Raw genomic sequence first — 21,482 nt, forward strand, 5'->3', positions numbered from 1 at the left:
TGAAGTTGTTCGATGTCAGCGCCAGCGGGATCAGCGCCAGAAACCCGGCCATGCCGATGGTCACATAGGGCCTCTCTATAATGTCTGCCCAAATCGCTGAAAGCCGCTGCACGTCCAGCACCGCCCAGACAAGAAAGTGCGCCAACACGAAGAAGAAGGCGAGCACCCCAATCGCGCGGCGCCAGGACAAGAAGTTCACCCCGACCCGCTGGCGCAGCGGCGTGACGGCCAGCCCCGCAATGATCAGCTTCAGCGCGACATCCCCATAGGCATGCTCCAGCGCTTCGATCGGTTCCACGCCAAGGCCTCCGGTCAGGCCCAGGTAGAACAGCCACCCGCCGTATGCGCCCCCTAGTATATAGAGGACCCATCCCGGCACGCGCCGCACGGCGGTGTTGAGGGTTTGCATCATTGTCATGGGATCAATCGATCTCTGCGCTGCACACGACCGAGTCGAAGCTGCCGCCGACGACGCCGCCCCGATAAGTGTCGTCAATCACAAGCCGTGCCATGCAGCGTTCGTCCTGTTCCTCGCCGCCGATAAACCGCACGAAGGTATATAGACGGATGACGCGCCCATCGGGGGCGTTGAGGTCCGTGTAGTTGTAGCCGTAAGAGAACAGGTTCGCCACGTCACGATCCTGTAACTCGAACAGGAACGGCTGACCGACGTTATCGTAAAGCGTGCGGATGCGCGCGCCATCCAAAGCTTCCAGCCAGGCATCCGGCGTGACCTCGGTCACAGGCATCGGGCCGGTCTGCGCCGACGCCGCCGGCGGAACGGTGACAGCGCAAAGCACTGCGGCCATGGCAAGCAAATGCCGCATCAGTGGTACACTTCCAGGTCCATGCCTTCGTACAAGCTGGCCACGTCATCTTCGTACCCGTTGAACATCAACGTCGGCAGGCGGTTCGCGAACAAGCCCCCGCCGATGCGTCGCTCGTCGGCCTGGGACCAGCGCGGATGATCCACGTTCGGATTCACGTTGCTGTAGAAACCATACTCGCGATCCGAATATTCACTCCAACTTGTTGTCGGCTGATCTTCGACCAGTGAAATCCGCACAATCGACTTGATCGACTTGTAGCCATACTTCCACGGCACCACCAAGCGGATCGGCGCGCCATTCTGGTTCGGGATGTCGCGGCCATAAATGCCCGTCGCCATGATGGTCAGGGGATGCATCGCCTCGTCCAGACGCAGACCCTCCTTGTAGGGCCAGTCCAGCACCGGCACGCGCAGGCCCGGCATCTCTTCGGGGCGCATCGCCGTTTCGAAGGCGACGTAGCGGGCACCGTCCTGCACACCCACACGGTTCAGAAGATCGGCCAGTTCGAACCCGTTCCAGGGGATCACCATTGACCATTGCTCGACACAGCGCAGACGGTAAATCCGCTCTTCGATCTCCACCTCGCTCAGAATATCCTCAAGCGAATATGTGCCAGGGTTGTCGACCAGCCCGTCGACCTCGATCGCCCAGGGGCTTGTGGTCAGGGTGTGGGCGTTGTTGGCGGGGTCGCTCTTGCCGGTGCCGAACTCATAGTAGTTATTGTAGGTCGTGATCTCTTCCCAGCTATTGGGCTCCAGCGCCAGACGCGGATCGTCCTGCGCCCGCGCCGCGCCGCCGATCAGGCCGGCGCCAAGCAGGCCGCCTGCGCCCGCCATGATCTGGCGGCGGTTGATAAACTGCGCCTCGGGCGTGACGTCGTCCCAGGTCAGGTCGTTTTTCCAGCGGTAAGCCATGGTTCCTCCAATACGTTTGACACTCATCTAGGCGACCCTCGCCGCCGTGCAAAAACAATTAACCTCACGAAACGGTTGGCGACCTGTAATAATCGCTCCCCTGCCCTTGCATTGACAGCCCCGGGGCCTTGCCCTGTTATGGCGCCCAAACGCATCTGAAAGGCTGATCATGTCCGAGGCCCAGTACCTTTCGAAGCACTACTATACGCAGGACTTTTTACCGCCCGCGTTCAACCGGGCGATCCTCGACAGTTTGTCAGAAGGCATCTCGGCGTTCGAGGATGCGACCGTGTTCTCACACGATCATGGCGGCGGCGGCCATGTCCTGTCTGACAACCGCGTCGCCAAGACGGCGACCTTGCAGCCCGAGATCCGCAAACAGTTCAAGGGCGCGATCCGGGCCATCCTGCCCGAGGTGGTGCCGCAGATCGGCTTGGCCATGCGCGACGACTTCTCGTTCGAGATCGGCGCCGCACTGCATCAGGACGGCGGCTTCTTCAAACGTCATATCGACACCCGCACCAAGATGCCGGATGAAACCGACCGCTACATCAGCGCCGTCTACTATATGTGCCGGATGCCGCAGCGGTTCACCGGCGGGCAGTTTCGCCTCCATTCGCTGATCGGCGGCGGCTACCAGGACTTCGAGGCCACGAACAACGCGCTGATGGTCTTCCCCTCTTTCGCCCCGCACGAAGTGCTGCCGATTTCCGTGCCCTCGGGACGGGCCGAGGATGGGCGCTTCAGCATCAACTGCTGGGTCCGCATCCCGCGCCCCGGCGCCTGAGCATCAAGGGGCGTTTCATGTCTTTCGCACACGACAGTTATCAGGTGCTGCCGCAGTTTGTGGACCCCAAGCAGGTAGCATTCTGTCAGCAGGTCATCAAATTCGATGCCGCAGCGGGCCGGTTGCAGGCCGATACCACGGTGCCCGGCGCGCCCGCCGGGCGCGACAACGGCATGCTCCAGCGCCTGCAAGAAATGCTCCGCCCCCGGTTGGAAGAGATTACCGGCAAGCGCCTGTTTCGCACCTACGTCTATTATCGCATCTATCAGCGCGGCAACACGTTGCACAAACACCGCGACCGCCCGGCGTGCGAGTATTCGATCACGCTCAACCTCGGCGGGGCTAGTGACGTCGACTGGCCGATCTTCGTGAAAAGCCGTGGCCACGAGGTGCCGGTCCACCTCAGCCCCGGCGATGCGATGCTTTATAAAGGATGTGAGGTGCTGCATTGGCGCGAAGCCTACACCGGTGATGAACAGGTGCAGGCCTTTTTGCACTACGTCGACCAAGACGGCCCCTATGCGGACCACAAGGATGACGCGATCGACGGGGCAATTGACACCGCCAAGTACGGGGCCACAAACGGGGCCGCCTAGACCGTCGGGAACAACCGATCCATCGGCAGGCTGCTGCCGTCGGGCTGCACCAACCGCACGTGTTCGCGCCGCATCAACCTTGGCTCACTCACGCCGACGGAATGGGCGATCACCTCGACCTCTTTCACGATGTTCCTTGCGTAGTTGGCCACCCGCACCTTCTTGTCACTCACGTCAAGGCCCTCCTGGAACCGCGGGTTATGGGTCGTGATGCCCGTGGGGCAGGTGTTCTTGTGACACTTCAGCGCCTGGATGCAGCCCAGCGAGAACATGAACCCGCGCGCCGATGTCACGAAATCCGCGCCCGCTGCCAAGGCCCAGGCCACGTCGCCCGGGTTCACCAACTTGCCCGACGCGACGATCCGCACCCGCTCTTTCAGCCCCGCGCGGGCGCGGGCATCGGCAAGGATCGGCAAGGCCTCCCGGATTGACATGCCGACAAGGTCCATCAATGGCATCGGCGCCGCCCCCGTGCCGCCTTCGCCCCCGTCAAGGGTGATGAAATCCGGCGCGCTTTCCTCGCCGCGCGCCATGACCGCAACAAAAAGGTCATCGAAGACCTGCGGATCGCCCATCACCGTCTTGATCCCCACCGGCTTGCCGGTGACGCGGCGAATGCGGGCGATCAGGTCCAACAGTTCTTCCACATTGCCCGCTTCCCGGTGGCGGTTCGGGCTGATCCCGTCCACCCCCCTTGGCAGGCCCCGGATCTCTGCAATCTCTTCGGTGATCTTGGCGGCGGGAAGGATACCGCCCTTGCCGGGCTTGGCCCCTTGGGCAAGCTTCAATTCGAACATCTTGACCTCGGGCTTGGCGGCGATTTCCGCCAGTTTGCCCTCATCCAGCCCGCCCGCCGCGTCGCGCACGCCGAACTTGGCGGTGCCGATCTGAAAGACGATGTCGCACCCACCCTCCAGGTGGTAGGGTGACAAGCCCCCTTCGCCAGTGTTCATCCAACACCCTGCCTCCTTGCAGCCCCGCGACAGGGCCCGCACCGCAGGTTTGGAAATCGCCCCGTAGGACATGCCCGACAGGTTGAAGAAACTGCCCGCCGCATAGGGCATCTCGCAATGGGGGCCAATTACAAGCGGCTCACTGCTGGCGAATTGGTCATCAAGCGGGGGAAACGTCGAGGGCACGAACAGCGGAGTGCCAACAACGCTGATATTGCGTGTGGAGCCGAACGGCAGGGTCGAAGATTTCCCCTCGCCCGCGTGCTTCACCCATTCACGCTGCGCACGGTTGAACGGCAATTCCTCTCGGTCCATGGCGAAAAATACTGTCGGAAGAATTCGCCGAGGCTGCTGAACAAGCCCCGGAAGCGGCCCAGTACCGGGTAATTGTGCCGGATCGCATCGCTGGTCTGGAACCGATCAAGCACGAACAGCACCACCGCCGCCAGCGCGGCCAAGCCGATCACCAGCCAGAACACGACCGCCATGGCATCCAGGAAGACGGAGACCCTTTCCATCGTTGGCATTTCCATCAGCGCGCTCCGTTTTGGACTGCGCCATCATGGTCAGTCGACAGGTCAGATCGCAAGCATACGTGAGAGAAATCGAAACATCTCATAACGGCCGGTCACATGATCTCACCGAAGTGTGACTGGAAACACGCGCGGGGCGCGGCTTAGTCCAGCCGCTTTTCGGATCAATCCCCCCAGCGGAAATTCGCTTCCGTTGAAAAGGCTTTTTCTCGGTGCAGATGATCAATCGTCAGCAGGCAGAAGCCGTTGACTGTGGGCGTGATGCCCACACCCAGACAACAGAGAGAGAGAGACCAATACCATGCGTAAAGCCCTCCTTGCCCTCGCGGCCTCCACCGCCCTCACCTCCCCCGTTTTCGCTGACGGCCACGGGATGAACATCGTTGAGACAGCCGCCGATGCCGGCACGTTCACCACGCTGCTCGCCGCCGCCGAAGCCGCTGGCCTGGTGGAGACATTGTCCGGCGAAGGCCCCCTGACCGTGTTCGCACCGACCGATGACGCCTTCGCCGCCCTGCCCGAGGGCACCGTGGAAGGGCTTCTGGCCGACACCGAAGCGCTGACCGCCATCCTGACCTACCACGTTGTTGCCGGTGCCGTGATGTCGGGCGATCTGTCCGACGGCATGACCGCCACCACCGTGAACGGCGCGGACATCACCGTGACCTTGGGTGATGCCGTGATGATCAACGACGCCACGGTCGTCGCTGCGGATATCGAGGCTTCCAATGGCGTCATCCACGTCATCGACAGCGTTCTGATCCCGGCAATGTAAGCCACAGGCGCGGGGCGGCCTTGGTCGCTCCGCATTCCGTTTCAAGAACACCAACCAAAAAGGGGACCATCATGGACCGCACTCTGAACCGCCGTAGCTTCATCACCCGCACCGCTGGCCTTGCCGCCGCCGCACCTTTCGCGGGCCTCGCCGCGCCTGCGCTGGCTGTCACCGGCAGCTCCAACATCGTGGAACTGGCCGTGGCCACGCCCGACCTTTCCACGCTTGTGACCGCCGTTCAGGCGGCGGGCCTTGTGGATACGCTGTCGGGCCGCGGCAACTTCACGGTGTTCGCGCCCACCAACCGCGCCTTCGCGCATCTGCCCGCCGGCACGCTCGACGCGCTTCTGGCCGACATTCCGGCGCTGACCAATGTGCTGACCTATCACGTCTCGCCCGACTATTACCCCGCCTCCCAATTCGTGGGTCAGGTCGGTGCGGTGCATCGCACGGTGCAGGGCCAGCCGATCCGCGTGGACGGGCGCCATGGCTTTGTCATGTTGAACGGCAACACGCGCGTGACGACGGCGGATGTCTTCGCCTCCAACGGTGTCGTTCACATCATCGACGCGGTCCTTTTGCCTCACTGAGAGACTGACCGAGGGGGTGTGCAGGGTTGCACACCCTCATTATATTATTGATTTCATTCATTTTTCAGCTTTCACCAAATCGGCACCCCTTGGCATGAACCCCGACCCAGGGGCTTGTTTCCTGCCGCCGTGTCAGGTTCCCTGTTCCCATGCATGTCTTGAAGATCGACCACGTCCATGTGAAGTCCGCGATCGAGAGGTCGCCGCCGAGTGGTACGCCCGCATACTGGGCCTACGCCGTCACGCGCCGCTAGCGGCCTGGGCGGACGACCCGATGGGGCCGCTGATCCTGTAGGGGGGCGATGGCACGCCGACCCTGTCGCTTTTTGCGCGGGGGTGCGCCGCCCCGTCCCGTGACGCGACCATCGCGTTCCGTGTGTCTGGCCCCGATTTTCTGGAATTTCGCGCGCGGCTGGGTCAATTCGATCTGATAAACGCAAAGGGTGCGGCCGTGACATCCGCCGACGTGGTCGATCACGATCCGTCGTGGTCGATCTATTTCCGTGATCCCGACGGCAACCGGTTCGAGGTGACGACCTACGATTACGCGGAAGTTGCCCGCGCGCTTTAGAAACGTGAACGGCCCCCGCGATGGGGGCCGCTCAATCAGCTTATAGGTCCATGTCGACCGCGTCAGGCGCCGGGTGGAACGTTAGTGGACCACCGCATCATCCGGCTTTGGCCGGTTCGACGGCGCCACGCGGTCGCCCACGATCAGCCCATCGGGCCCGGCGCTTACCGCAAGTTCCGAGCCGTCGTTGATGTCACCGGCAAGGATCATCTCGGCCAGTTGGTCCTGCAACGACCGCTGGATCACCCGCTTCAACGGACGCGCCCCGAAGACCGGATCATAGCCTTCGTCGGCCAGCCAGGTCATCGCCGCGTCGTCCAGCGTAAGCTGGATTTTCCGCGCCGCCAGACGCCGTTCCAGACGACCCAACTGGATCTTCACGATCCCGTCCATATCGTCCCGCGTGAGGCGATCGAAGACGATCATGTCGTCCAGACGGTTCAGGAACTCGGGGCGGAAATGGGCGCGCACCGCGTCCATCACATCCCGCTGTGCCTGGCTTGCGTCAGCATCCTCTGGCAGATGGCTCAGCGCCTGGGATCCGAGGTTCGAAGTCAGCACGATCAGCGTCTGCTTGAAGTCCACCTGACGCCCCTGACCATCGGTCAGGATGCCGTCGTCAAGCACTTGCAGCAACACGTTGAACACCTCTGGGTGGGCCTTTTCGACCTCGTCGAACAGGATCACCTGGTAGGGTCTGCGCCGCACCGCTTCGGTCAGAACGCCACCCTCGTCATAGCCGACATAGCCCGGAGGGGCGCCGATCAGCCGGGCCACCGCGTGCTTTTCCATGAACTCTGACATGTCGATGCGGACCATCGCCTGGTCATCATCAAACAGGTACTCGGCCAGGGCCTTGGTAAGTTCCGTTTTACCCACGCCAGTCGGCCCGAGGAACAGGAAGCTGCCCAAGGGCCGCCCCTCGTCCTGCAAGCCCGCGCGGGCCCGGCGCACGGCACGCGACACGGCGCTGACCGCTTGGGACTGGCCAATCACGCGTTTGCCAAGCTCATCTTCCATGCGCAGCAGTTTCTCGCGCTCACCCTCCAGCATCTTGGCGACCGGAATACCCGTCCAGCGCGCGACCACTTCGGCAATCTGTTCAGGCAAGACGGCTTCTTCGACCAGCACATCGTCGGGCTGCGCTTCGGCGGCTTCCAGTTCCTTTTCCAACTGCGGGATCACGCCGTAGGACAGCTCTCCGGCCTTGGCCAGATCGCCGTTGCGCTTGGCTTGATCCAACTCGGCCCGGGCATGGTCCAAGCGTTCCTTGAGGCCCCGTGCGGATTCCAGTTTGTCCCGCTCTGACTGCCACTTGGCGGTCATTTCGGCGGATTGCTCCTGCAAGCCGGACAGGTCCTTTTCCAGCGTTTCCAACCGATCCTTGGAGGCCGTGTCGGATTCCTGCTTCAACGCCTCCGCCTCGATCTGCAATTGCAGGATCTGACGGTCAAGCGCATCGAGTTCCTCGGGCTTGCTGTCCACTTCCATCCGCAGACGCGACGCCGCTTCGTCCATCAGGTCGATGGCCTTGTCGGGCAGGAAGCGGTCGGTGATGTAGCGATGCGACAGGGTCGCCGCAGCAACAAGGGCCGAGTCGCTGATCCGCACACCGTGGTGCAGCTCGTACTTTTCCTTGATGCCGCGCAGGATCGAGACGGTGTCTTCCACCGTCGGCTCTTCCACCACAAGCGGCTGGAACCGCCGCGCAAGGGCTGCGTCTTTCTCCACGTACTTGCGGTATTCATTAAGCGTCGTGGCGCCGATGCAGTGCAACTCGCCGCGCGCAAGCGCAGGCTTGATCAGGTTCGCCGCATCCATCGCACCCTCAGATTTGCCCGCCCCCACAAGGGTGTGCATCTCGTCGATGAACAGGATGATTTCGCCGGCCGCATTCGCGATTTCGCCCAGGACAGCTTTCAGCCGCTCCTCGAACTCACCGCGATACTTCGCGCCAGCAATCAGCGCTCCCATGTCCAGCGACATCAGCGTCTTGTTCTTCAGGCTTTCAGGCACGTCCCCGTTGATGATGCGCAACGCAAGACCTTCCGCAATCGCGGTTTTACCAACGCCCGGCTCTCCGATCAGAACGGGGTTGTTCTTGGTCCGACGTGACAACACCTGCATGGCGCGGCGGATTTCTTCGTCGCGTCCGATGATCGGGTCGATCTTGCCCTCGCGCGCGGCCTCGGTCAGGTCGCGGGCGTATTTGTTGAGCGCATCGTAGTTGTCTTCGGCGCTTGCGCTGTCGGCCGTCTTGCCCTTGCGCAGATCATTGATCGCGGCGTTCAGGGCCTGCGCGTTCACCGCGCCTGCATCCAGTGCGTCCTTCGCGCCGGATTTCACCATCGCCAGGGCGGTCAGGATACGCTCGACCGGCACAAAACTGTCGCCCGCCTTGGTCGCGACCTTCTCGGCCTCGTCCAGAACCTTGCCCAACTGCTTGTCCATATAGACCTGCGCGCCGTCGCCGGTGACGACAGGCAGCTTGGCCATCGCCGCATCCAACGCCTCGATCACACGCTCGGGCGATCCGCCGGCGCGGCCGATCAGGTTGCTCGCAAGCCCCTGATCATCATCGAGTAGGGCCTTCAAAAGATGCTCGGGCACCAGTTTCTGGTGGTCCTCGCGTTGCGCAATGGTTTGAGCGGCCTGAAAGAAGCCGCGCGCGCGGTCGGTGAACTTCTCTAAGTTCATGGTATTCTCCTCAAATAAAGCGCCCCGTGGCTGGCACCCGCTTAAGCGGCATACCGAAATGGGGCCTCACCCCATAAGATGGGAAGCCTATAATCGGTTCTCAAGATCACGCTTGACCAAGATCAATTCCGAAATCCCGCGCCAGTGCCCGCGACCTTGCACGCATGGCGGCAGAGCGGTCCGTCAGGCCTTGCAGGATCCGCTCGGACAGATCCTCGGCCGGGTCAGCCGCCCTGCAATAGGCGTCAAACGCCCAGACCCGCAGGAAGATCTTCTTGCTTCCATGGAAGGGCGCCAGGTGCGGGCGCAGGACCGGGGCCGCATCGGGGGCGTATTGCGCGCATTGCAGGATGTGCAGCGCGGCGTCCGGCGCGGTGATCTGCGGCAGGCGGTCGAACACGTCGGCAAGCGCGCCCGCGCCAATCTGCCCCCGCTCGACCAGAGCCTTCAACAGCCAGGTCGTTGCCACCTCGTCCGGGCCGGGAATGGCGGCGATCAGGGTAGCCAGGGCGTCCGGCGTCAGGCCGTCTCGCGCCACCGCCTTCAGCGGCGCGACATCGGTGCCGTCGAAGGCCGCAAGGGCGGCGTGGATGTCATCGGGGTCCTGCACACCGCAAGGATGCCGCGCGGAGACAGGGCTGCCAAGCCCTCCAGGGGAACCGCGCACCGGTTTTTCCCCGCGAACGCGCAGCGGAGGCTTCCCATATCAAGTGCAAGAGACGAAGTCCCGATTTGCTTCGGACCCCCCTTCCGTCTCGGGCGGTGCCTGCCCTCCCCATACGGGCACCGCCTTCCCTCAAGCATGCGGGCACTATGCCCTGCGTGCAGACCCGGGTCGCTGTCTTGGTGTTCGGCGGCCCGGGTCGTTTACTGCCGGTTAAAGGGACTTGGGCCACAAAGGGGCCCATAGGGTAAGGGGAACCTGATCTCGACATGATGCGTTATGTTCCCACATAACCCTCACAGTTGGCGTCCCCAGGACCCCTCATTTGGAGATATGACCATGTCTGCAAACTGCCTGAGCCTTCATCGCGTCGCCTACGACACGGCCGCCGCCGCCTTTCGTGCCGAGGCGCAATACGTCAATGCCGCCGGCATTCAGCGCCGCCCCGTGGAATGGCACGGGCCGTTCACCGCCGAATTCGCCCGCATCGCAGGCGGCCTGCGCGACGCGGCGCTTTCCGGTGCCACGCCCGGATGATCTGGCGCGCGCTTCCCCTTCTTCTGCTGCTGGGGTGCACGCCCTCAACCTCAACGCCCGAGCCGCGCTTTTCGTTCAGATGACCGGTAATGACGGCGCCGCCGTGGACCAGGTCGGCACCCTGTCGATCACGCCCGATGGAACCTACCGCTGCGTGATGCAGTCCCCCGACGTCTTCGGCTCCGGCGCCCCTGACCATGTTATCCGGGAGGGTCGCGCGCCCGCGCTCTTCTCCACGCTGGAGGTTCTGATCCGCACCAATGCCCGCGACGGGTTCCGCGACCCCTCCGAAGACATCGCTGAATACACGGGACCGGGCGGCACTGTTGCGGTCCTTCCGGGGCAGCAATTCAACGGTTTGGCCTCGCCGGTTGGCTCTCAGTTCATCGGCGCGATCAATGCGATGACCGAGCCGGACTGCCTGCCCTTCGGTTGACCCCTTGCCCGCGCCCGCCTACACGGATGCACCATCCCAAAGGAGCGCCCCCATGGCCGATGACCGTCTGATCGTAGCCCTCGACGTGCCCAATGTCGTGCAAGGCTTGGCCCTTGCCGAAAGACTGGGCGATGCCGTGTCTTTCTACAAAATCGGGTTGGGGATGCTGACCGGCGGCGGGCTGGCCTTGGCCAATGAGCTGAAGCAGGACCACGGCAAGCGCATCTTCCTGGATATGAAACTGTTCGATATCTCTGCCACGGTCGAGGCCGCCGTGCGCGGCCTTGCGCAGTTCAACCTCGATTTCCTGACCGTCCATGGCGACCCTCACGTTGTCCGCGCCGCGAAAGAAGGCGCGGCGGGCAGTGATACGAAGATCCTTGCCGTGACGATCCTGACCTCGCTGGACCGAAGCGATCTTGATGATTGCCTGATCCGCGATGGGGCGATCCCTGATCTGGTAGTCGAGCGTGCCGCCCGCGCGTTGGAGGCGGGGGCCGATGGCGTCATTTCTTCCCCGCAAGAGGCCGCGATGATCCGCGCCCTGCCCCAGGCCGAGGGCCGCCTGATCGTGACGCCCGGCGTGCGCCCCACCGGTGCTGCCTCGGGCGACCAGAAACGCATCGCCACGCCGCGCCAGGCGATCACTGACGGGGCCGACCATATCGTCGTCGGACGCCCGATCTGGCAGCACCAAGACCCCCGCGCGGCGGCGCAGATGGTGCTGTCCGAACTGCCCTAGCCGCGCTGCGGTATCCTGACGCTCGCCACGTCCGGGGCGGCAAAGCAGATTGCATCAGAAAGCCAGAAACGCGCCTCCAGGCTGCGGGGCTGGGTACTCGCGAAGCCGATCAGGGGCGGCTCCATGTTGATCTCTTCCCGGCCCAAGGTCTCATGCGCCATATCCATCAGCACGCAGGCCATGGCGGCGATCCCCTCGGGCGTGGCTTCCAGGATTAGTTGATCCGCCTTTGCGGGGTCGAACCGCATCCGGTCCGCGTGATCGCTCCAGCCAAAGGCGAAGAATGGGCGGTCTTGTTCCGCAACCCGGTGTACCGGCGCCATCGCCGCGTCCGCGAAGGGATGCCGCCAGACTTCCTGTGGCCAGTATTCATAACTGGCGAAGGTGATCGGCGCGGTTTGCACCAGCTTGTGGTCGCGCAGGGCGGGCCGTGCAATGCGGGCATAGAAGACCTGCACATGGCTTTCTTGATGGGTCAGTGTCAGCCCCGCCCAGTCGCGATCCGACAGCAGCAGATGCATCAGCCACAGGCCGATGCGGCGATACCCCTCGGGGTCGGCGACGGCGTTGAAACCGGGGCTCTGGTCGACGATCTCGAAGGGCATGTCGCCCTCGCCCGCCCAGCCCATCGACCGCCTGAAGCCGGTGTCGATGGCAAAGCCGTCGAAGACGGTGTGATCTGGCAACGTCTTGGGGAAGTCGGCCGATGTGAAGATCAGGTCGTCATCGGCGCTGAGCGCCGCCGCCCTGTCAGACAGCGAGGCGTAGACATTCAGGTCAGTCGTTGATGTCATGGTCGAAGGTTTTCACCTGGCCATGCATCACGCCCAACCAGCGCCGCAACCCAAGCCATGCGATCAGGGACATAAGCGCAAAGGCCAGCAACAGCGCTGGCAAAGAACCGCCGAACGAGACGCCGACCAGCAACAGCAGCGCCACGACGCCCGCGCCGATCCCGAAGCCCAGAAGCACGTAGGAGGGCAAAAGCACCTCTCCCACCGCAAGTGCCACGGCCGCGACGCCCCAGACCCACCATTGTGCCCACAGCAGATCCATCAGCTACGGCCCTTCAACATCTGGAACGCCTTGCCGAAGGCATCCACGGCATCGGCAGGTACCACGATCGTGTTGCTGCCCGCCCCCGATGCCATGGTGCCGATGGCTTTCACCTGCTCCAGCGCGATGTTGTATTGCACGGCTTCAAGCCCGCCCTTGGCGATGGCCTCGGCCACAACGCCCGTGGCGTAGGCCTCGGCGTCGGCGGTGATCCGGCGGGCCTCGGCCACTTGCTTGGCCTCGTAAAGCTGCGCGTCGGCGTTCAGCTCCACCGCGCGGCGCTGGCCTTCGGCCCGGGTCACGGCGGCGCGGCGTTCGCGTTCGGCGTTGAGCTGTTGCAGCATCGCGTCGCGGGTGGCCTGATCCAGATCGACGTCAAGGATTTCAGCGCGCGTCACCTCGATCCCCCAGTCTTCCACCGCCTGCTCGACCTGTTCCTTGATCGACGTGATCAGGGCGGAACGGTTCGATTGTACCTCGTCAAGGTCCATCTTGCCCATCTCGGCCCGGACGATACCGGCGACAGTGGTGGCAATGGCACCGTCCACGTCGCGGATCCGGTAGACGGTCTTTTCCGGCTCGATGATGCGATAGAACACCGAGGTGTCGATCTTCACCAGCACGTTGTCCTTGGTGATCGCGTCCTGTTCGGCGTTGGGCAACTGACGCTCCAACACCGAAATCTTGTGGGCCACGCGGTCCAGGAACGGCACGATGATGTTGATGCCCGGCCCAAGCACGGATTTGAGGCGCCCGAAGCGCTCCACCACGTATTTCTCGGACTGAGGCACGATCCGAATGCCCAGGTAGACGCAAAGAATGATGAAAAGTGCGATCGCGAGTGTGAGCACGCCACCCCCACCAAGCCCGCCTAGAATGTCTTCCAGCATGGTCAAAAACCCTCTAATCTGATCTTCCGGCTTCATATGCACAGGATATGGATTGTATCGGCCCGCACGACCAGCCCTAATTTTGGGCAAGTTTCCCGCCACTTGCGAACGAAAGGGCCAACCATGACGATCCCGATACGCAAAGCACGTCCCGAGGATGCCAAGGTGATCACCGCTTTGGTACGCGCCGCCTATACTCCGTGGATCGACGAAATCGGCGCGACACCGGGCCCCATGCTGGACGACTACGCCAAGCTGGTCGCGGAAAAATGGGTCGGAGTGAGCGAGGACGACAATGGTATCTTCACGGTCATGGTGCTGCTCGATCAAGGCGATACGCTGCTTCTCGACAACATGGCCGTGCGTCCCGACATGCAAGGAAAGGGCTGGGGGCGGCGCTTGCTGGAAAGCGCGGACACGATTGCCAGCGAGGCCGGTTTTTCACGCATCCGCCTCTACACGCACGAGAAAATGAAGAGCAACATCGCCATGTATGAGCGCCATGGCTATACCATGACCCACCGGGTAACAGAGAAGGGTCTGGACCGCGTCTATATGGAGAAAGCTGTAAAGCCATGGCCGGGTCGACCACGCCCCAAGCGACCCTAGCCCAAGACCCGCGCGATCCGCATCGGGCCTTTTACGTCCATCCGCGCGATTTCTCCGCGCACTTCCAGCTCCAACTTCACCGTCACGACGTGCCATCCCAACTTGCCCAGACGCTCCAGATCCTCGGCGCTCAGCTTCGCCCCCACGGCGTCGCGCAGGTCCTTGTTGAACATCCCCTCCGGCCCTGCTGCGCCCACGACCTCCAGGATCGCCGCGCGCAGCAGGTCGAACTTCCACTCCGGGATGTTGGTCGTGCCCTTGCTGCCCTCGGTGGGCGTACGGCAGGCAATCCTCTGCTCACTCATGTCAGCCCCCTCCTTTCGACCGTCTGCAAACAAGCGTATCATGGCTTCCATGTCCGCCCTATGCCGCGATTGTCTGGAAACCTTTGAGGACGCGCCCCCCCATGCGCGCCAAAAGGCACGACGCTGCCCGGCGTGCCGGTCGCCGCGTGTGACGGCGCACCCGGAACTGTTCGACCTCTCCATCGCCCATATGGATTGCGATGCGTTCTATGCCAGCGTCGAAAAACGCGACAATCCAGAGCTGCGCGACAAGCCCGTGATCATCGGCGGTGGCAGGCGGGGCGTGGTGTCGACGGCGTGTTACATCGCGCGGATCAAGGGCGTGCGGTCTGCGATGCCGATGTTTCAGGCGTTGAAGCTGTGCCCCGAGGCGGTCGTCGTGCGCGGGCGCATGGATACCTATGTGGAGGTCTCCAAACAGATTCGCCAACTCATGGAAGAACTCACCCCCGCCATCGAACCCCTGTCGCTGGATGAGGCGTTCATGGACCTCACCGGCACCGCCCGCGTCCATGGCCGCCCCCCCGCCGCGATGTTGGCGCGGCTGGTGAAACGGATGCGCGACGAGATCGGGATCACCGGGTCCATCGGGTTGTCGCACAACAAGTTCCTAGCCAAGATCGCGTCCGATCTGGACAAGCCACGTGGGTTCTCGGTCATCGGCAAGGCCGAGACGCGGGACTTCCTCCACGACAAGCCGGTGCAGATGATCTGGGGGATTGGCGCCGTCGGTCAGGCCTCGCTCAACAAGGCGGGCATTCACACGTTCAGTGACCTGCAACGCTGGGAACGGCAGGGCCTGCACGAGAGGTTCGGGTCGATGGGCGAACGCCTTTGGCATCTGGCGCGCGGCGAAGATCACCGCCCCGTCAAACGCGACCGTGCGGTCAAGGGCGTGTCGAACGAGACGACGTTCAACGACGACATCTCGGACGTGGACCTTCTGGACGGCCATATCTGGCGCATGGCCGAAAAGGTCTCGGATCGGTTGAAGGCCAAGGGAATCGCCGGGCGCACGGTAACGCTGAAGTTGAAACGCGCGGATTTCAAATTGATCACGCGCCGGACAACGCTGCCTGATGCGACCCAGACCGCCGACCGCATTTACGCCACCGCCCGCGCGCTGTTCGACAGGATGGACCATCCGCACCCTGATTTACACCGTCCCGGCGTGGGCCCCTACCGCCTGCTTGGCGTCGGCGTCGCCGACCTGATGCCCGAGGATCAGGCCGACCGCGAAGGCAATCTGCTGGACCCGCAAGAGGCCGCGCGCATCAAGGCCGAACGCGCCACGGACGCGATCCGTGACCGGTTTGGCGCCGATGCGATTCTCAAGGGGCGGGCGTTGCGCTGATCCGCTTCATCTTGCCCGAAAAACTCCGGGGTATGCTGCTTTTCCCTGGAAAAGCAGCATAAGGGGCAGAGCCCCTCCCCCTTAAAGAAAATCCGCCTTCAGGCGGGCAATTTGAAAAAAACGCGCTACTCTGCCGCCAAGGGGACACGCCCGGGCAAGGCGCCGATCACCCTGGAGAGGACCTGCGTGACGATCTGTTTCATCGCGTCGAAATTCGCGTTGGGTCTGATCATCCGCTCATTCATGTACAGCCTGCGATCGATCTCGACCTGAATGGCGTGGTGCCCCTTTGAGGGGCGCCCGTAACGGTGGGTGACATAGGCCCCGGCAAAGGGCGCGTTGCGGCTGACGATCAGGCCTGCGTCAAGGAAGCCCTGCTCCAGCACGTCGACGACCTCGCTGTCGGCAGAGGCCCCGAAGCGGTCCCCCAGCACGATTTGCGGGCGCGCCGCGCCAGGGCGGGCCACGACGTCCAGAGCCTCGTGGGGCATGGAGTGGAAGTCAAGCAGCACCGCCTGCCCGAAGTCGGCCTTCGCGACATCCATCAAACGGGCCAACTCGGCATGGTAGGGGCGCCAGATCTGTTCGATCCGCGCGTCGGCCTCGGCCCGCGTCAGCTTGCCCCGGTAGATCGCGCGCCCATTGGCCACCACGCGCGGCACGACGCCGAGGCCCGAATTGATCCGGGGCGTCTGCGCGCCGCGCGCCACGCCTTCGATCACGCTGGGATCCAACTCGTCGGCGCCGCGGTTCAGGTCAAGGTAGGCGCGGGGCCATTCGGCGGCCAGAAGCGGCGCGCCCAACGACGGAGCCGCCATCACCAGCCTGTCCATGAAGGCATCCTCGGACGAGCGGATCACCCGCTCATCCAGCACCGACGCGGCCAGGAAAGACGGCGCGTAATACCGGCCCGAATGGGGCGAGGCGACAACGACGGCGCTGGTGGTTTCGCGCGGTTGCTCAAGACAAAAAGCGGGGTGCATGCGGGCTCCGGGCACAAATGGACACCTTTGGTTATAGCTTGTTTTTTTGCGGGTCCAAAAGCCCTTGCGCGTGGGGGGGCAACCTTTTATACGCCCACTCACCCACGCGGTCCCCGCGCCTGAGGTTACGCCAATTGGCTGGCCATAGGGATGCGATCCAACGGGGTGAAGGGCGATTAGCTCAGCGGTAGAGCACTTCGTTGACATCGAAGGGGTCACTGGTTCGATCCCAGTATCGCCCACCAAGCACGATTTTTCGAAGAAAAATCTGTGCAGGCGACAGGGTCGCTGCGAACGCAGCGGTTCCGAGAGCCAAAAGGCCTCCGGGCCACGATATTCACCGGGCGCCCCCACGGCGCCCAGACCGAAACCAGGCGCAGCTGACGCGCCGCGACGAAGGAGAGACCCATGAAGGTCAAGAACTCACTCCGCTCGCTCAAGAACCGCCACCGCGATTGCCGCGTTGTGCGCCGTAAGGGCCGCGTCTACGTCATCAACAAGACGCAGCGCCGGTTCAAAGCCCGCCAGGGCTAAGGTCATCTGAGCGACCCGAATTGAAAAAGCCGCCCTCACCGGGGCGGCTTTTTTCATGATCCGCGCCCTGTTCAAGCCCGCCCTAATGGCCCTCGCGCACCTGCAATTGCTGTAGCGTGTAGCTTTGCGCGATCGGGCCTGCGTCGCCGGGAATGAAATCCGGGTCCTGTCCCATGCACCCCAACCCACAGACCTGCGTGGCCACGGCGCGGCGATAATCAATGTACCACAACCGGCCGCCGGGGGTGGCGACGTAGCCGTTGACCCGCTCGGCAACATCGCCGCGCAGATCGTCGGTGCTGGGGACCTCGCTGTCGGCGGCGCGGTCAAAGCCCGCGTGGGTGTGGAAGCTTGCCACGATTTCCACGAACCGGCTTTCATCGCCGCGACTGAGGCAACCCCAGGTATCGCCCCGGCTGACCTCGGTTGCCGTCAGGCGGCCATCGGGCAAGCGCCCGATATAGCCACAATACTCCAGGTTTTCCGCAAAACTGCGCGCTTGCAGTTGCAAAAGCACGCCCCGGGCTACGGCCAGTTCGGCGGCGTCTTGCGCCGCCGACACGCCAGCGGTCACGGGAATCAGGGCCGCCGCGAAGGCGGCCGTCACGAAAGAACGCATCACTCAACCAGTCCGATTATTTCCAATTCGATTTACTGAAGAATGCCGCCGACCGTTTCCGCCAGCAACCGCACCACAGCCGTCTGGTTGAGATAGCCCGTGACGTCCAGCCCCCGTGCCTGTTGGTAGCGGCGGATCGCACGGCGCGTGCGGTCGTCGAAGCGGCCATCGACACGGCCGGGCTCAAGACCCAGCACCGCCAGGCGCTGCTCGATCAGGGACCGCGTGACCGGGGGCAGGTTCAGCGCCGCTTCACGGGCCTCGAACTGCGCGATCTGTTGTGCCGTGAAGCCGCCGCCACTGCCCGTCAGTTGATCGATGCGAGCCTGGGCCTGTTGCTGGAACGCGCCGTCGGGAAAATCGTTGAGGTAGGCGCGCAGGGCCGGGACCGTATCCGTGGTGCGCGCCACATCCCAGGCGGCGCGGTCGCGGGCTTCGGCCTCGGCGCGGGCGGCGCGCTCGATCTCGTCGATGCGCGCTTCGGCCTGCTCTGCGAACAGACCGTCGGGGTAACGCTCCAGATAGGCACGCAGACCGCTTTCCGAGGCGCCCTGCCCCGTGACCTGCCAATAGGCCCGATCCGCGCGGTCCCGCGCCTCCTGGGCCTGCCGGGCGGCCTCTTCCAGCTCGGCCGCGCGGACGGCGGCCTGCTGTCCCAGCGCGTTCACTTGCGGGCCGTCCAGGTAGCCGGTGACGGTGAACCCGCGTGACGTCTGCCAGCCGCGGATCGCATTGCGCGTGCCGGTGCCGAAGATGCCGTCAATGCCGCGGGTGTCATATTCCAGAATCGACAAGCTGCGCTGGATTTGCTGGCGCTGGGTGCTGTTGAGGCCCAAGGCCTCTTCCGCAGCGCGCGCGATAGCTGTCGGGTCATTTTCGAACGCATTCACGCGGGCCTGCGCATCGACCGCGAAGAACCCGTTGGGATAGCGCGCAAGGTAGGCCCGGTAGGCGCCCACGGTGTCCAGTTCCAGCGCCGCATTCCACAGCGCGGTCTCATCTGCGCCGGGTTGCGAGGGGCTGGGGGGCTGAACGGGCGGCTGTTGCGCGCCGGGGGCCGCCACGGCTTCCGGCACAAAGGGCACGGCAGAGGACAAGAAGCCGAAGGCGCGCAGGTTGCCCGCCTCTTCCACCGCCTGCCGCAGATCGGTGCCGGGGATCAAGATGGCATTGGTCGTGAAATCCGCAAGGTCATCCGGCGCTCCGGCCAGCACGGTAACGCCCTGCGGCGCATCAATGCGCCCGACCCCGGCGCTGAGGTTTGCGCCAAGATCGATGCGGCGCCGCTCCAGCCCAAACATGACGATCGAGCGCCCCGGCGCGCTGGCCGCGACCTCCATCAGGACCGAGATGCTGATGCCATCGCCCCCGACTGTCGCCAACGACGGCTCGTTGGCTTGCGTACCCAACAGCCAGCTATCGGTGTTGGAGCGCGCAAAATGGCCGACGGCCGCAATCAGGATCCGCTCTTCCTCATCGGCTTGCAGCAGACGCGAAAGCCCCTCCCGCAGATCCGCGCCGTTACCGTTGGACACGACGACCACGTTGAACCCGGCATCCAGCAGGCGCGCGCGCAACTCCTCTACCGGGCGGGCGTCGCGCAGGTTCTGGGCGTGCGGATAGCGGTCGTTGACCATAAGCAAGGCCGTATCGGCTTGCGCGGCTTGGGCCGCAAGGCCGCTGAAAAGGGCGGCGGCCATGGCAAGGGGACGGAAGGACATACTGAAAATCTCCGAAACAGAATCGTTCATTGTCCCAAGGCTTAGCACGGGACTGCGCGGTTAACGGATAACGAAACGCGGGGCGGCCCGGGCGGTGGCCTGTCATCGGATGTCACCGGGTGCCGCGACCGGCGCGGCTTTGCCGATCACGCTGTGCTCACGCGATTGCGCCTGGAACCGCCGGTACGACACCCCCATCTGATGCCGGGTAAGTCCGTGCGTTCCCCCCTACCGTAGGAGACACCAAATGCCCCGATTCTCCCTCGCTGCTTTTATGGCGCTGACCCTTGGGTCCCTGGTGCCAGCGACCCAGGCCGCCGCCCAGTTCGAGACCCAAAGCGTGCAGTTCTTCCTGGCGTCGGATACCGACGGCGATGAGTTCCTGACCCTGACGGAGTTTCGTACCTTCATCCAATACATGGCCGCAGCAGGCGCGCCGATGTCCCGACGCATCAATCGGCTTGCCGCCTACCGGATCGCCTTTGGACAGGTGGACACCAACGGCGATGGCCGGGCCTCGCCGGACGAACTTTATGCCGCCGAGGCCGGGAACTAGAGGCGGGCAATCAGTCGTAGCTGCGCTGGTCGTCGATCACCTTGCCGTCGTTGGGCAAACTGCCCAGTGCCACGATCTCCACCTTGCCACTGAGTTTCAGCGTGGCTTTGACCACTTCGGACAGCGCGGTCACGTCGGCGCCGTCACTCTCGATCTGTACGGTCATCACGTCGCTTTCACCAGCGCGGCTGGCCGTGACCCGCGCCTTGGCAACGCCGGTCTTCGCGACAAGGTCGGCGACCTGCTCGGGGCGCACGAACATGCCTTTGATCTTGGTGGTCTGATCGGCCCGGCCCATCCATCCCTTGATGCGCCTGTTTGTCCGCCCGCAGGGGCTTTGGCCCGGCAGGATCGCGCTGAGATCGCCGGTGGCGAAACGGATCAGCGGGTAGTCGGGGTTCAGGGACGTCACGACGACCTCTCCCACTTCGCCCTCGGCCACAGGATCGCCGGTGCCCGGCCGCACGATTTCGACGATCACCCCCTCGTCTAGGATCATCCCCTCCATCGCCGGTGATTCGTAGGCGATATTGCCCAGGTCTGCCGTGGCGTAGCACTGCAAACAGGTGATCCCGCGATCCGCATATTCCGCGCGCAAGCTGGGGAAAAGCGCGCCGCCCCCCACAGCCGCGCGGGTGAACGCCAGCGCCTCGCCCATCTCGTCGGCCTTGTCGAGGATCACTTTCAGGTAATCCGGCGTGCCCGCGTAGGCCGTGCAGCCAATGTCGCGGGCCGCGCGCACCTGAAGCTCGGTCTGGCCTGTGCCCGCAGGCAGCACGGCGGCCCCCACGGCGCGGGCGCCGGATTCAAAAATCATACCCGCAGGCGTCAGGTGATAGCCGAAACAATTCTGCACGATATCGCCCTTGCCGATGCCCACCGCGTGCAGGAACCGCCCCATCCGCCACCAGTCGTGGCTGATCCCGCCGGGCTCGTAGATCGGGCCGGGGGATTGGAAGACATGGGCCATGTTCGCCACGGTCATGCCCCCGAAGGGCGGCTTCGCCGCCTGCCATTCCACCAACTGCGACTTGCGCAACACCGGCAGAGAGGCCAGGTCGTCCAACGATCCCAACGCGCCCCCCTCCGGCAGGCACGAATCCTCTGCCGCGCGCACGCGCGCCAGTTGCACGTTCAGCGCGTCAAGTTGCGCCGCCTCGCGCGCATCCGCACTGCGGACCTCAAGCGCGTCGAAGAAACCGTCTTTCTGGTCGAGCATGACCCGCCCCC

The 21,482-nt window shown here is 63.8% G+C and carries 25 protein-coding genes, 1 tRNA gene and 1 pseudogene (1 of these 27 running past the window's edge); 13 read left to right on the forward strand and 14 right to left on the reverse strand.

The window, feature by feature from the left end:
- The 3 genes in view from msrQ to msrP are tightly spaced (at most 10 nt apart) and all read right to left on the reverse strand, a layout consistent with a single transcriptional unit that may run on beyond the window.
- Positions 1–412 carry the 5' portion of a protein-methionine-sulfoxide reductase heme-binding subunit MsrQ gene (gene msrQ / locus KUL25_RS14200; RefSeq protein ID WP_257894868.1) on the reverse strand. 191 nt of this gene lie to the left of the window's left edge, so 412 of the gene's 603 nt are visible here — the first part of the coding sequence; the start codon lies at positions 410–412; its stop codon lies off the left edge, out of view.
- 10 nt (positions 413–422) lie between these two features.
- Complete coding sequence (locus tag KUL25_RS14205; RefSeq protein WP_257893529.1) at positions 423–827, reverse strand: hypothetical protein; 405 nt, start codon at positions 825–827, stop codon at positions 423–425.
- Positions 827–1,744, reverse strand: coding sequence for a protein-methionine-sulfoxide reductase catalytic subunit MsrP (gene msrP, locus KUL25_RS14210; protein ID WP_257894869.1), 918 nt, complete (start codon positions 1,742–1,744; stop codon positions 827–829). Before msrP ends, KUL25_RS14205 begins: the two co-directional genes overlap by 1 nt.
- Before the next feature lie 169 nt (positions 1,745–1,913).
- Between msrP and KUL25_RS14215 the strand changes: the two genes are divergently transcribed.
- Both KUL25_RS14215 and KUL25_RS14220 read left to right on the forward strand, forming a co-directional pair.
- On the forward strand, positions 1,914–2,531 hold the full coding sequence (locus KUL25_RS14215) for a 2OG-Fe(II) oxygenase (protein ID WP_257893530.1): 618 nt from the start codon (positions 1,914–1,916) through the stop codon (positions 2,529–2,531).
- Positions 2,532–2,548: 17 nt separating this feature from the next.
- Positions 2,549–3,127: a hypothetical protein gene (locus KUL25_RS14220; RefSeq protein ID WP_257893531.1), complete on the forward strand. Its 579-nt coding sequence runs from the start codon at positions 2,549–2,551 to the stop codon at positions 3,125–3,127.
- Here the strand turns inward: KUL25_RS14220 and KUL25_RS14225 are convergent.
- Positions 3,124–4,598: pseudogene (locus KUL25_RS14225) on the reverse strand (FMN-binding glutamate synthase family protein). The gene KUL25_RS14220 and the pseudogene KUL25_RS14225 overlap by 4 nt on opposite strands.
- 316 nt (positions 4,599–4,914) lie before the next feature.
- Here KUL25_RS14225 and KUL25_RS14230 point away from each other — a divergent pair.
- From KUL25_RS14230 to KUL25_RS14240, 3 genes are all read left to right on the forward strand, one after another.
- Positions 4,915–5,388, forward strand: a complete 474-nt coding sequence (locus KUL25_RS14230; protein WP_257893532.1) for a fasciclin domain-containing protein — start codon at positions 4,915–4,917, stop codon at positions 5,386–5,388.
- A 71-nt stretch (positions 5,389–5,459) separates the two neighbouring features.
- Complete coding sequence (locus KUL25_RS14235; RefSeq protein ID WP_257893533.1) at positions 5,460–5,978, forward strand: fasciclin domain-containing protein; 519 nt, start codon at positions 5,460–5,462, stop codon at positions 5,976–5,978.
- Between the two features lie 376 nt (positions 5,979–6,354).
- Positions 6,355–6,549, forward strand: coding sequence for a VOC family protein (locus tag KUL25_RS14240; protein ID WP_257893534.1), 195 nt, complete (start codon positions 6,355–6,357; stop codon positions 6,547–6,549).
- A gap of 81 nt (positions 6,550–6,630) precedes the next feature.
- Here the strand turns inward: KUL25_RS14240 and clpB are convergent, their stop codons facing one another.
- Both clpB and KUL25_RS14250 read right to left on the reverse strand, forming a co-directional pair.
- Entirely contained in the window at positions 6,631–9,246 is a 2,616-nt protein-coding gene (gene clpB, locus KUL25_RS14245; protein ID WP_257893535.1) for an ATP-dependent chaperone ClpB, read from the reverse strand.
- Between the two features lie 106 nt (positions 9,247–9,352).
- The gene (locus tag KUL25_RS14250; protein ID WP_257893536.1) at positions 9,353–9,856 is read right to left on the reverse strand and encodes a hypothetical protein; all 504 of its coding nucleotides are present in this window, start codon (positions 9,854–9,856) and stop codon (positions 9,353–9,355) included.
- A 393-nt stretch (positions 9,857–10,249) separates the two neighbouring features.
- Between KUL25_RS14250 and KUL25_RS14255 the strand changes: the two genes are divergently transcribed.
- From KUL25_RS14255 to pyrF, 3 genes are all read left to right on the forward strand, one after another.
- Positions 10,250–10,447 (forward strand): hypothetical protein, encoded by a 198-nt coding sequence (locus KUL25_RS14255; RefSeq protein WP_257893537.1) that lies wholly within the window; start codon positions 10,250–10,252, stop codon positions 10,445–10,447.
- A 79-nt stretch (positions 10,448–10,526) separates the two neighbouring features.
- A complete protein-coding gene (locus KUL25_RS14260; protein WP_257893538.1) occupies positions 10,527–10,883 on the forward strand; it encodes a hypothetical protein in 357 nt (118 codons plus the stop codon).
- Between the two features lie 52 nt (positions 10,884–10,935).
- Entirely contained in the window at positions 10,936–11,625 is a 690-nt protein-coding gene (gene pyrF / locus KUL25_RS14265; protein ID WP_068358595.1) for an orotidine-5'-phosphate decarboxylase, read from the forward strand.
- Here the strand turns inward: pyrF and KUL25_RS14270 are convergent.
- The 3 genes from KUL25_RS14270 to KUL25_RS14280 are packed head-to-tail and all read right to left on the reverse strand — an operon-like array spanning position 11,622 to position 13,571.
- Positions 11,622–12,419, reverse strand: coding sequence for a hypothetical protein (locus KUL25_RS14270; RefSeq protein WP_257893539.1), 798 nt, complete (start codon positions 12,417–12,419; stop codon positions 11,622–11,624). The genes pyrF and KUL25_RS14270 overlap by 4 nt on opposite strands.
- Positions 12,403–12,681 (reverse strand): hypothetical protein, encoded by a 279-nt coding sequence (locus KUL25_RS14275; protein ID WP_068358600.1) that lies wholly within the window; start codon positions 12,679–12,681, stop codon positions 12,403–12,405. Before KUL25_RS14275 ends, KUL25_RS14270 begins: the two co-directional genes overlap by 17 nt.
- Complete coding sequence (locus KUL25_RS14280) at positions 12,681–13,571, reverse strand: SPFH domain-containing protein (protein WP_257893540.1); 891 nt, start codon at positions 13,569–13,571, stop codon at positions 12,681–12,683. The genes KUL25_RS14275 and KUL25_RS14280 overlap by 1 nt, the downstream gene beginning before the upstream one ends.
- A 123-nt stretch (positions 13,572–13,694) precedes the next feature.
- On the opposite strand from KUL25_RS14280, the gene KUL25_RS14285 reads away from it, so the two are divergent.
- Positions 13,695–14,180 carry a GNAT family N-acetyltransferase gene (locus tag KUL25_RS14285; protein WP_257893541.1) on the forward strand — a complete coding sequence of 162 codons (486 nt, stop codon included), beginning with the start codon at positions 13,695–13,697 and terminating at the stop codon, positions 14,178–14,180.
- On the opposite strand, the gene KUL25_RS14290 is transcribed toward KUL25_RS14285, so the two are convergent.
- Positions 14,177–14,485: a DUF6958 family protein gene (locus KUL25_RS14290; RefSeq protein ID WP_257893542.1), complete on the reverse strand. Its 309-nt coding sequence runs from the start codon at positions 14,483–14,485 to the stop codon at positions 14,177–14,179. The two genes, KUL25_RS14285 and KUL25_RS14290, sit on opposite strands and share 4 nt — an antisense overlap.
- Positions 14,486–14,534: 49 nt before the next feature.
- Between KUL25_RS14290 and KUL25_RS14295 the strand changes: the two genes are divergently transcribed.
- Positions 14,535–15,839, forward strand: coding sequence for a DNA polymerase IV (locus tag KUL25_RS14295; protein ID WP_257893543.1), 1,305 nt, complete (start codon positions 14,535–14,537; stop codon positions 15,837–15,839).
- Positions 15,840–15,964: 125 nt separating this feature from the next.
- Here the strand turns inward: KUL25_RS14295 and KUL25_RS14300 are convergent, their stop codons facing one another.
- Positions 15,965–16,822: an N-formylglutamate amidohydrolase gene (locus tag KUL25_RS14300; protein WP_257893544.1), complete on the reverse strand. Its 858-nt coding sequence runs from the start codon at positions 16,820–16,822 to the stop codon at positions 15,965–15,967.
- Between the two features lie 170 nt (positions 16,823–16,992).
- Between KUL25_RS14300 and KUL25_RS14305 the strand changes: the two genes are divergently transcribed.
- Positions 16,993–17,067 (forward strand) — tRNA-Val (locus tag KUL25_RS14305).
- Between the two features lie 163 nt (positions 17,068–17,230).
- Positions 17,231–17,356 carry a type B 50S ribosomal protein L36 gene (ykgO, locus tag KUL25_RS14310; RefSeq protein WP_008562923.1) on the forward strand — a complete coding sequence of 42 codons (126 nt, stop codon included), beginning with the start codon at positions 17,231–17,233 and terminating at the stop codon, positions 17,354–17,356.
- Between the two features lie 82 nt (positions 17,357–17,438).
- Here ykgO and KUL25_RS14315 read toward each other — a convergent pair whose 3' ends face one another.
- Both KUL25_RS14315 and KUL25_RS14320 read right to left on the reverse strand, forming a co-directional pair.
- On the reverse strand, positions 17,439–17,975 hold the full coding sequence (locus tag KUL25_RS14315; RefSeq protein ID WP_257894870.1) for a DUF4329 domain-containing protein: 537 nt from the start codon (positions 17,973–17,975) through the stop codon (positions 17,439–17,441).
- 32 nt (positions 17,976–18,007) lie between these two features.
- Positions 18,008–19,696, reverse strand: coding sequence for a peptidoglycan-binding domain-containing protein (locus KUL25_RS14320; protein WP_257893545.1), 1,689 nt, complete (start codon positions 19,694–19,696; stop codon positions 18,008–18,010).
- A 247-nt stretch (positions 19,697–19,943) separates the two neighbouring features.
- Between KUL25_RS14320 and KUL25_RS14325 the strand changes: the two genes are divergently transcribed.
- A complete protein-coding gene (locus KUL25_RS14325; RefSeq protein WP_257893546.1) occupies positions 19,944–20,252 on the forward strand; it encodes an EF-hand domain-containing protein in 309 nt (102 codons plus the stop codon).
- Positions 20,253–20,262: 10 nt separating this feature from the next.
- On the opposite strand, the gene KUL25_RS14330 is transcribed toward KUL25_RS14325, so the two are convergent.
- Positions 20,263–21,471, reverse strand: a complete 1,209-nt coding sequence (locus tag KUL25_RS14330; protein WP_257893547.1) for a phenylacetate--CoA ligase family protein — start codon at positions 21,469–21,471, stop codon at positions 20,263–20,265.
- Positions 21,472–21,482: the final 11 nt, after the last annotated feature.

The sequence above is a fragment of the Gymnodinialimonas phycosphaerae genome, assembly GCF_019195455.1.
In the GTDB taxonomy this organism is placed as follows: Bacteria; Pseudomonadota; Alphaproteobacteria; order Rhodobacterales; family Rhodobacteraceae; genus Gymnodinialimonas; species Gymnodinialimonas phycosphaerae.

Excerpts from the sequence above, each read along its gene's own strand:
- KUL25_RS14205 (WP_257893529.1), bottom strand. The coding sequence starts at position 827 with ATGCGGCATTTGCTTGCCATGGCCGCAGTGCTTTGCGCTGTCACCGTT.
- msrP (WP_257894869.1), bottom strand. The coding sequence starts at position 1,744 with ATGGCTTACCGCTGGAAAAACGACCTGACCTGGGACGACGTCACGCCC.
- KUL25_RS14215 (WP_257893530.1), top strand. The coding sequence starts at position 1,914 with ATGTCCGAGGCCCAGTACCTTTCGAAGCACTACTATACGCAGGACTTT.
- KUL25_RS14220 (WP_257893531.1), top strand. The coding sequence starts at position 2,549 with ATGTCTTTCGCACACGACAGTTATCAGGTGCTGCCGCAGTTTGTGGAC.
- KUL25_RS14230 (WP_257893532.1), top strand. The coding sequence starts at position 4,915 with ATGCGTAAAGCCCTCCTTGCCCTCGCGGCCTCCACCGCCCTCACCTCC.
- KUL25_RS14235 (WP_257893533.1), top strand. The coding sequence starts at position 5,460 with ATGGACCGCACTCTGAACCGCCGTAGCTTCATCACCCGCACCGCTGGC.
- clpB (WP_257893535.1), bottom strand. The coding sequence starts at position 9,246 with ATGAACTTAGAGAAGTTCACCGACCGCGCGCGCGGCTTCTTTCAGGCC.
- KUL25_RS14255 (WP_257893537.1), top strand. The coding sequence starts at position 10,250 with ATGTCTGCAAACTGCCTGAGCCTTCATCGCGTCGCCTACGACACGGCC.
- KUL25_RS14260 (WP_257893538.1), top strand. The coding sequence starts at position 10,527 with ATGACCGGTAATGACGGCGCCGCCGTGGACCAGGTCGGCACCCTGTCG.
- pyrF (WP_068358595.1), top strand. The coding sequence starts at position 10,936 with ATGGCCGATGACCGTCTGATCGTAGCCCTCGACGTGCCCAATGTCGTG.
- KUL25_RS14270 (WP_257893539.1), bottom strand. The coding sequence starts at position 12,419 with ATGACATCAACGACTGACCTGAATGTCTACGCCTCGCTGTCTGACAGG.
- KUL25_RS14275 (WP_068358600.1), bottom strand. The coding sequence starts at position 12,681 with ATGGATCTGCTGTGGGCACAATGGTGGGTCTGGGGCGTCGCGGCCGTG.
- KUL25_RS14280 (WP_257893540.1), bottom strand. The coding sequence starts at position 13,571 with ATGCTGGAAGACATTCTAGGCGGGCTTGGTGGGGGTGGCGTGCTCACA.
- KUL25_RS14285 (WP_257893541.1), top strand. The coding sequence starts at position 13,695 with ATGACGATCCCGATACGCAAAGCACGTCCCGAGGATGCCAAGGTGATC.
- KUL25_RS14290 (WP_257893542.1), bottom strand. The coding sequence starts at position 14,485 with ATGAGTGAGCAGAGGATTGCCTGCCGTACGCCCACCGAGGGCAGCAAG.
- KUL25_RS14295 (WP_257893543.1), top strand. The coding sequence starts at position 14,535 with ATGTCCGCCCTATGCCGCGATTGTCTGGAAACCTTTGAGGACGCGCCC.
- KUL25_RS14300 (WP_257893544.1), bottom strand. The coding sequence starts at position 16,822 with ATGCACCCCGCTTTTTGTCTTGAGCAACCGCGCGAAACCACCAGCGCC.
- ykgO (WP_008562923.1), top strand. The coding sequence starts at position 17,231 with ATGAAGGTCAAGAACTCACTCCGCTCGCTCAAGAACCGCCACCGCGAT.
- KUL25_RS14315 (WP_257894870.1), bottom strand. The coding sequence starts at position 17,975 with ATGCGTTCTTTCGTGACGGCCGCCTTCGCGGCGGCCCTGATTCCCGTG.
- KUL25_RS14320 (WP_257893545.1), bottom strand. The coding sequence starts at position 19,696 with ATGTCCTTCCGTCCCCTTGCCATGGCCGCCGCCCTTTTCAGCGGCCTT.
- KUL25_RS14325 (WP_257893546.1), top strand. The coding sequence starts at position 19,944 with ATGCCCCGATTCTCCCTCGCTGCTTTTATGGCGCTGACCCTTGGGTCC.
- KUL25_RS14330 (WP_257893547.1), bottom strand. The coding sequence starts at position 21,471 with ATGCTCGACCAGAAAGACGGTTTCTTCGACGCGCTTGAGGTCCGCAGT.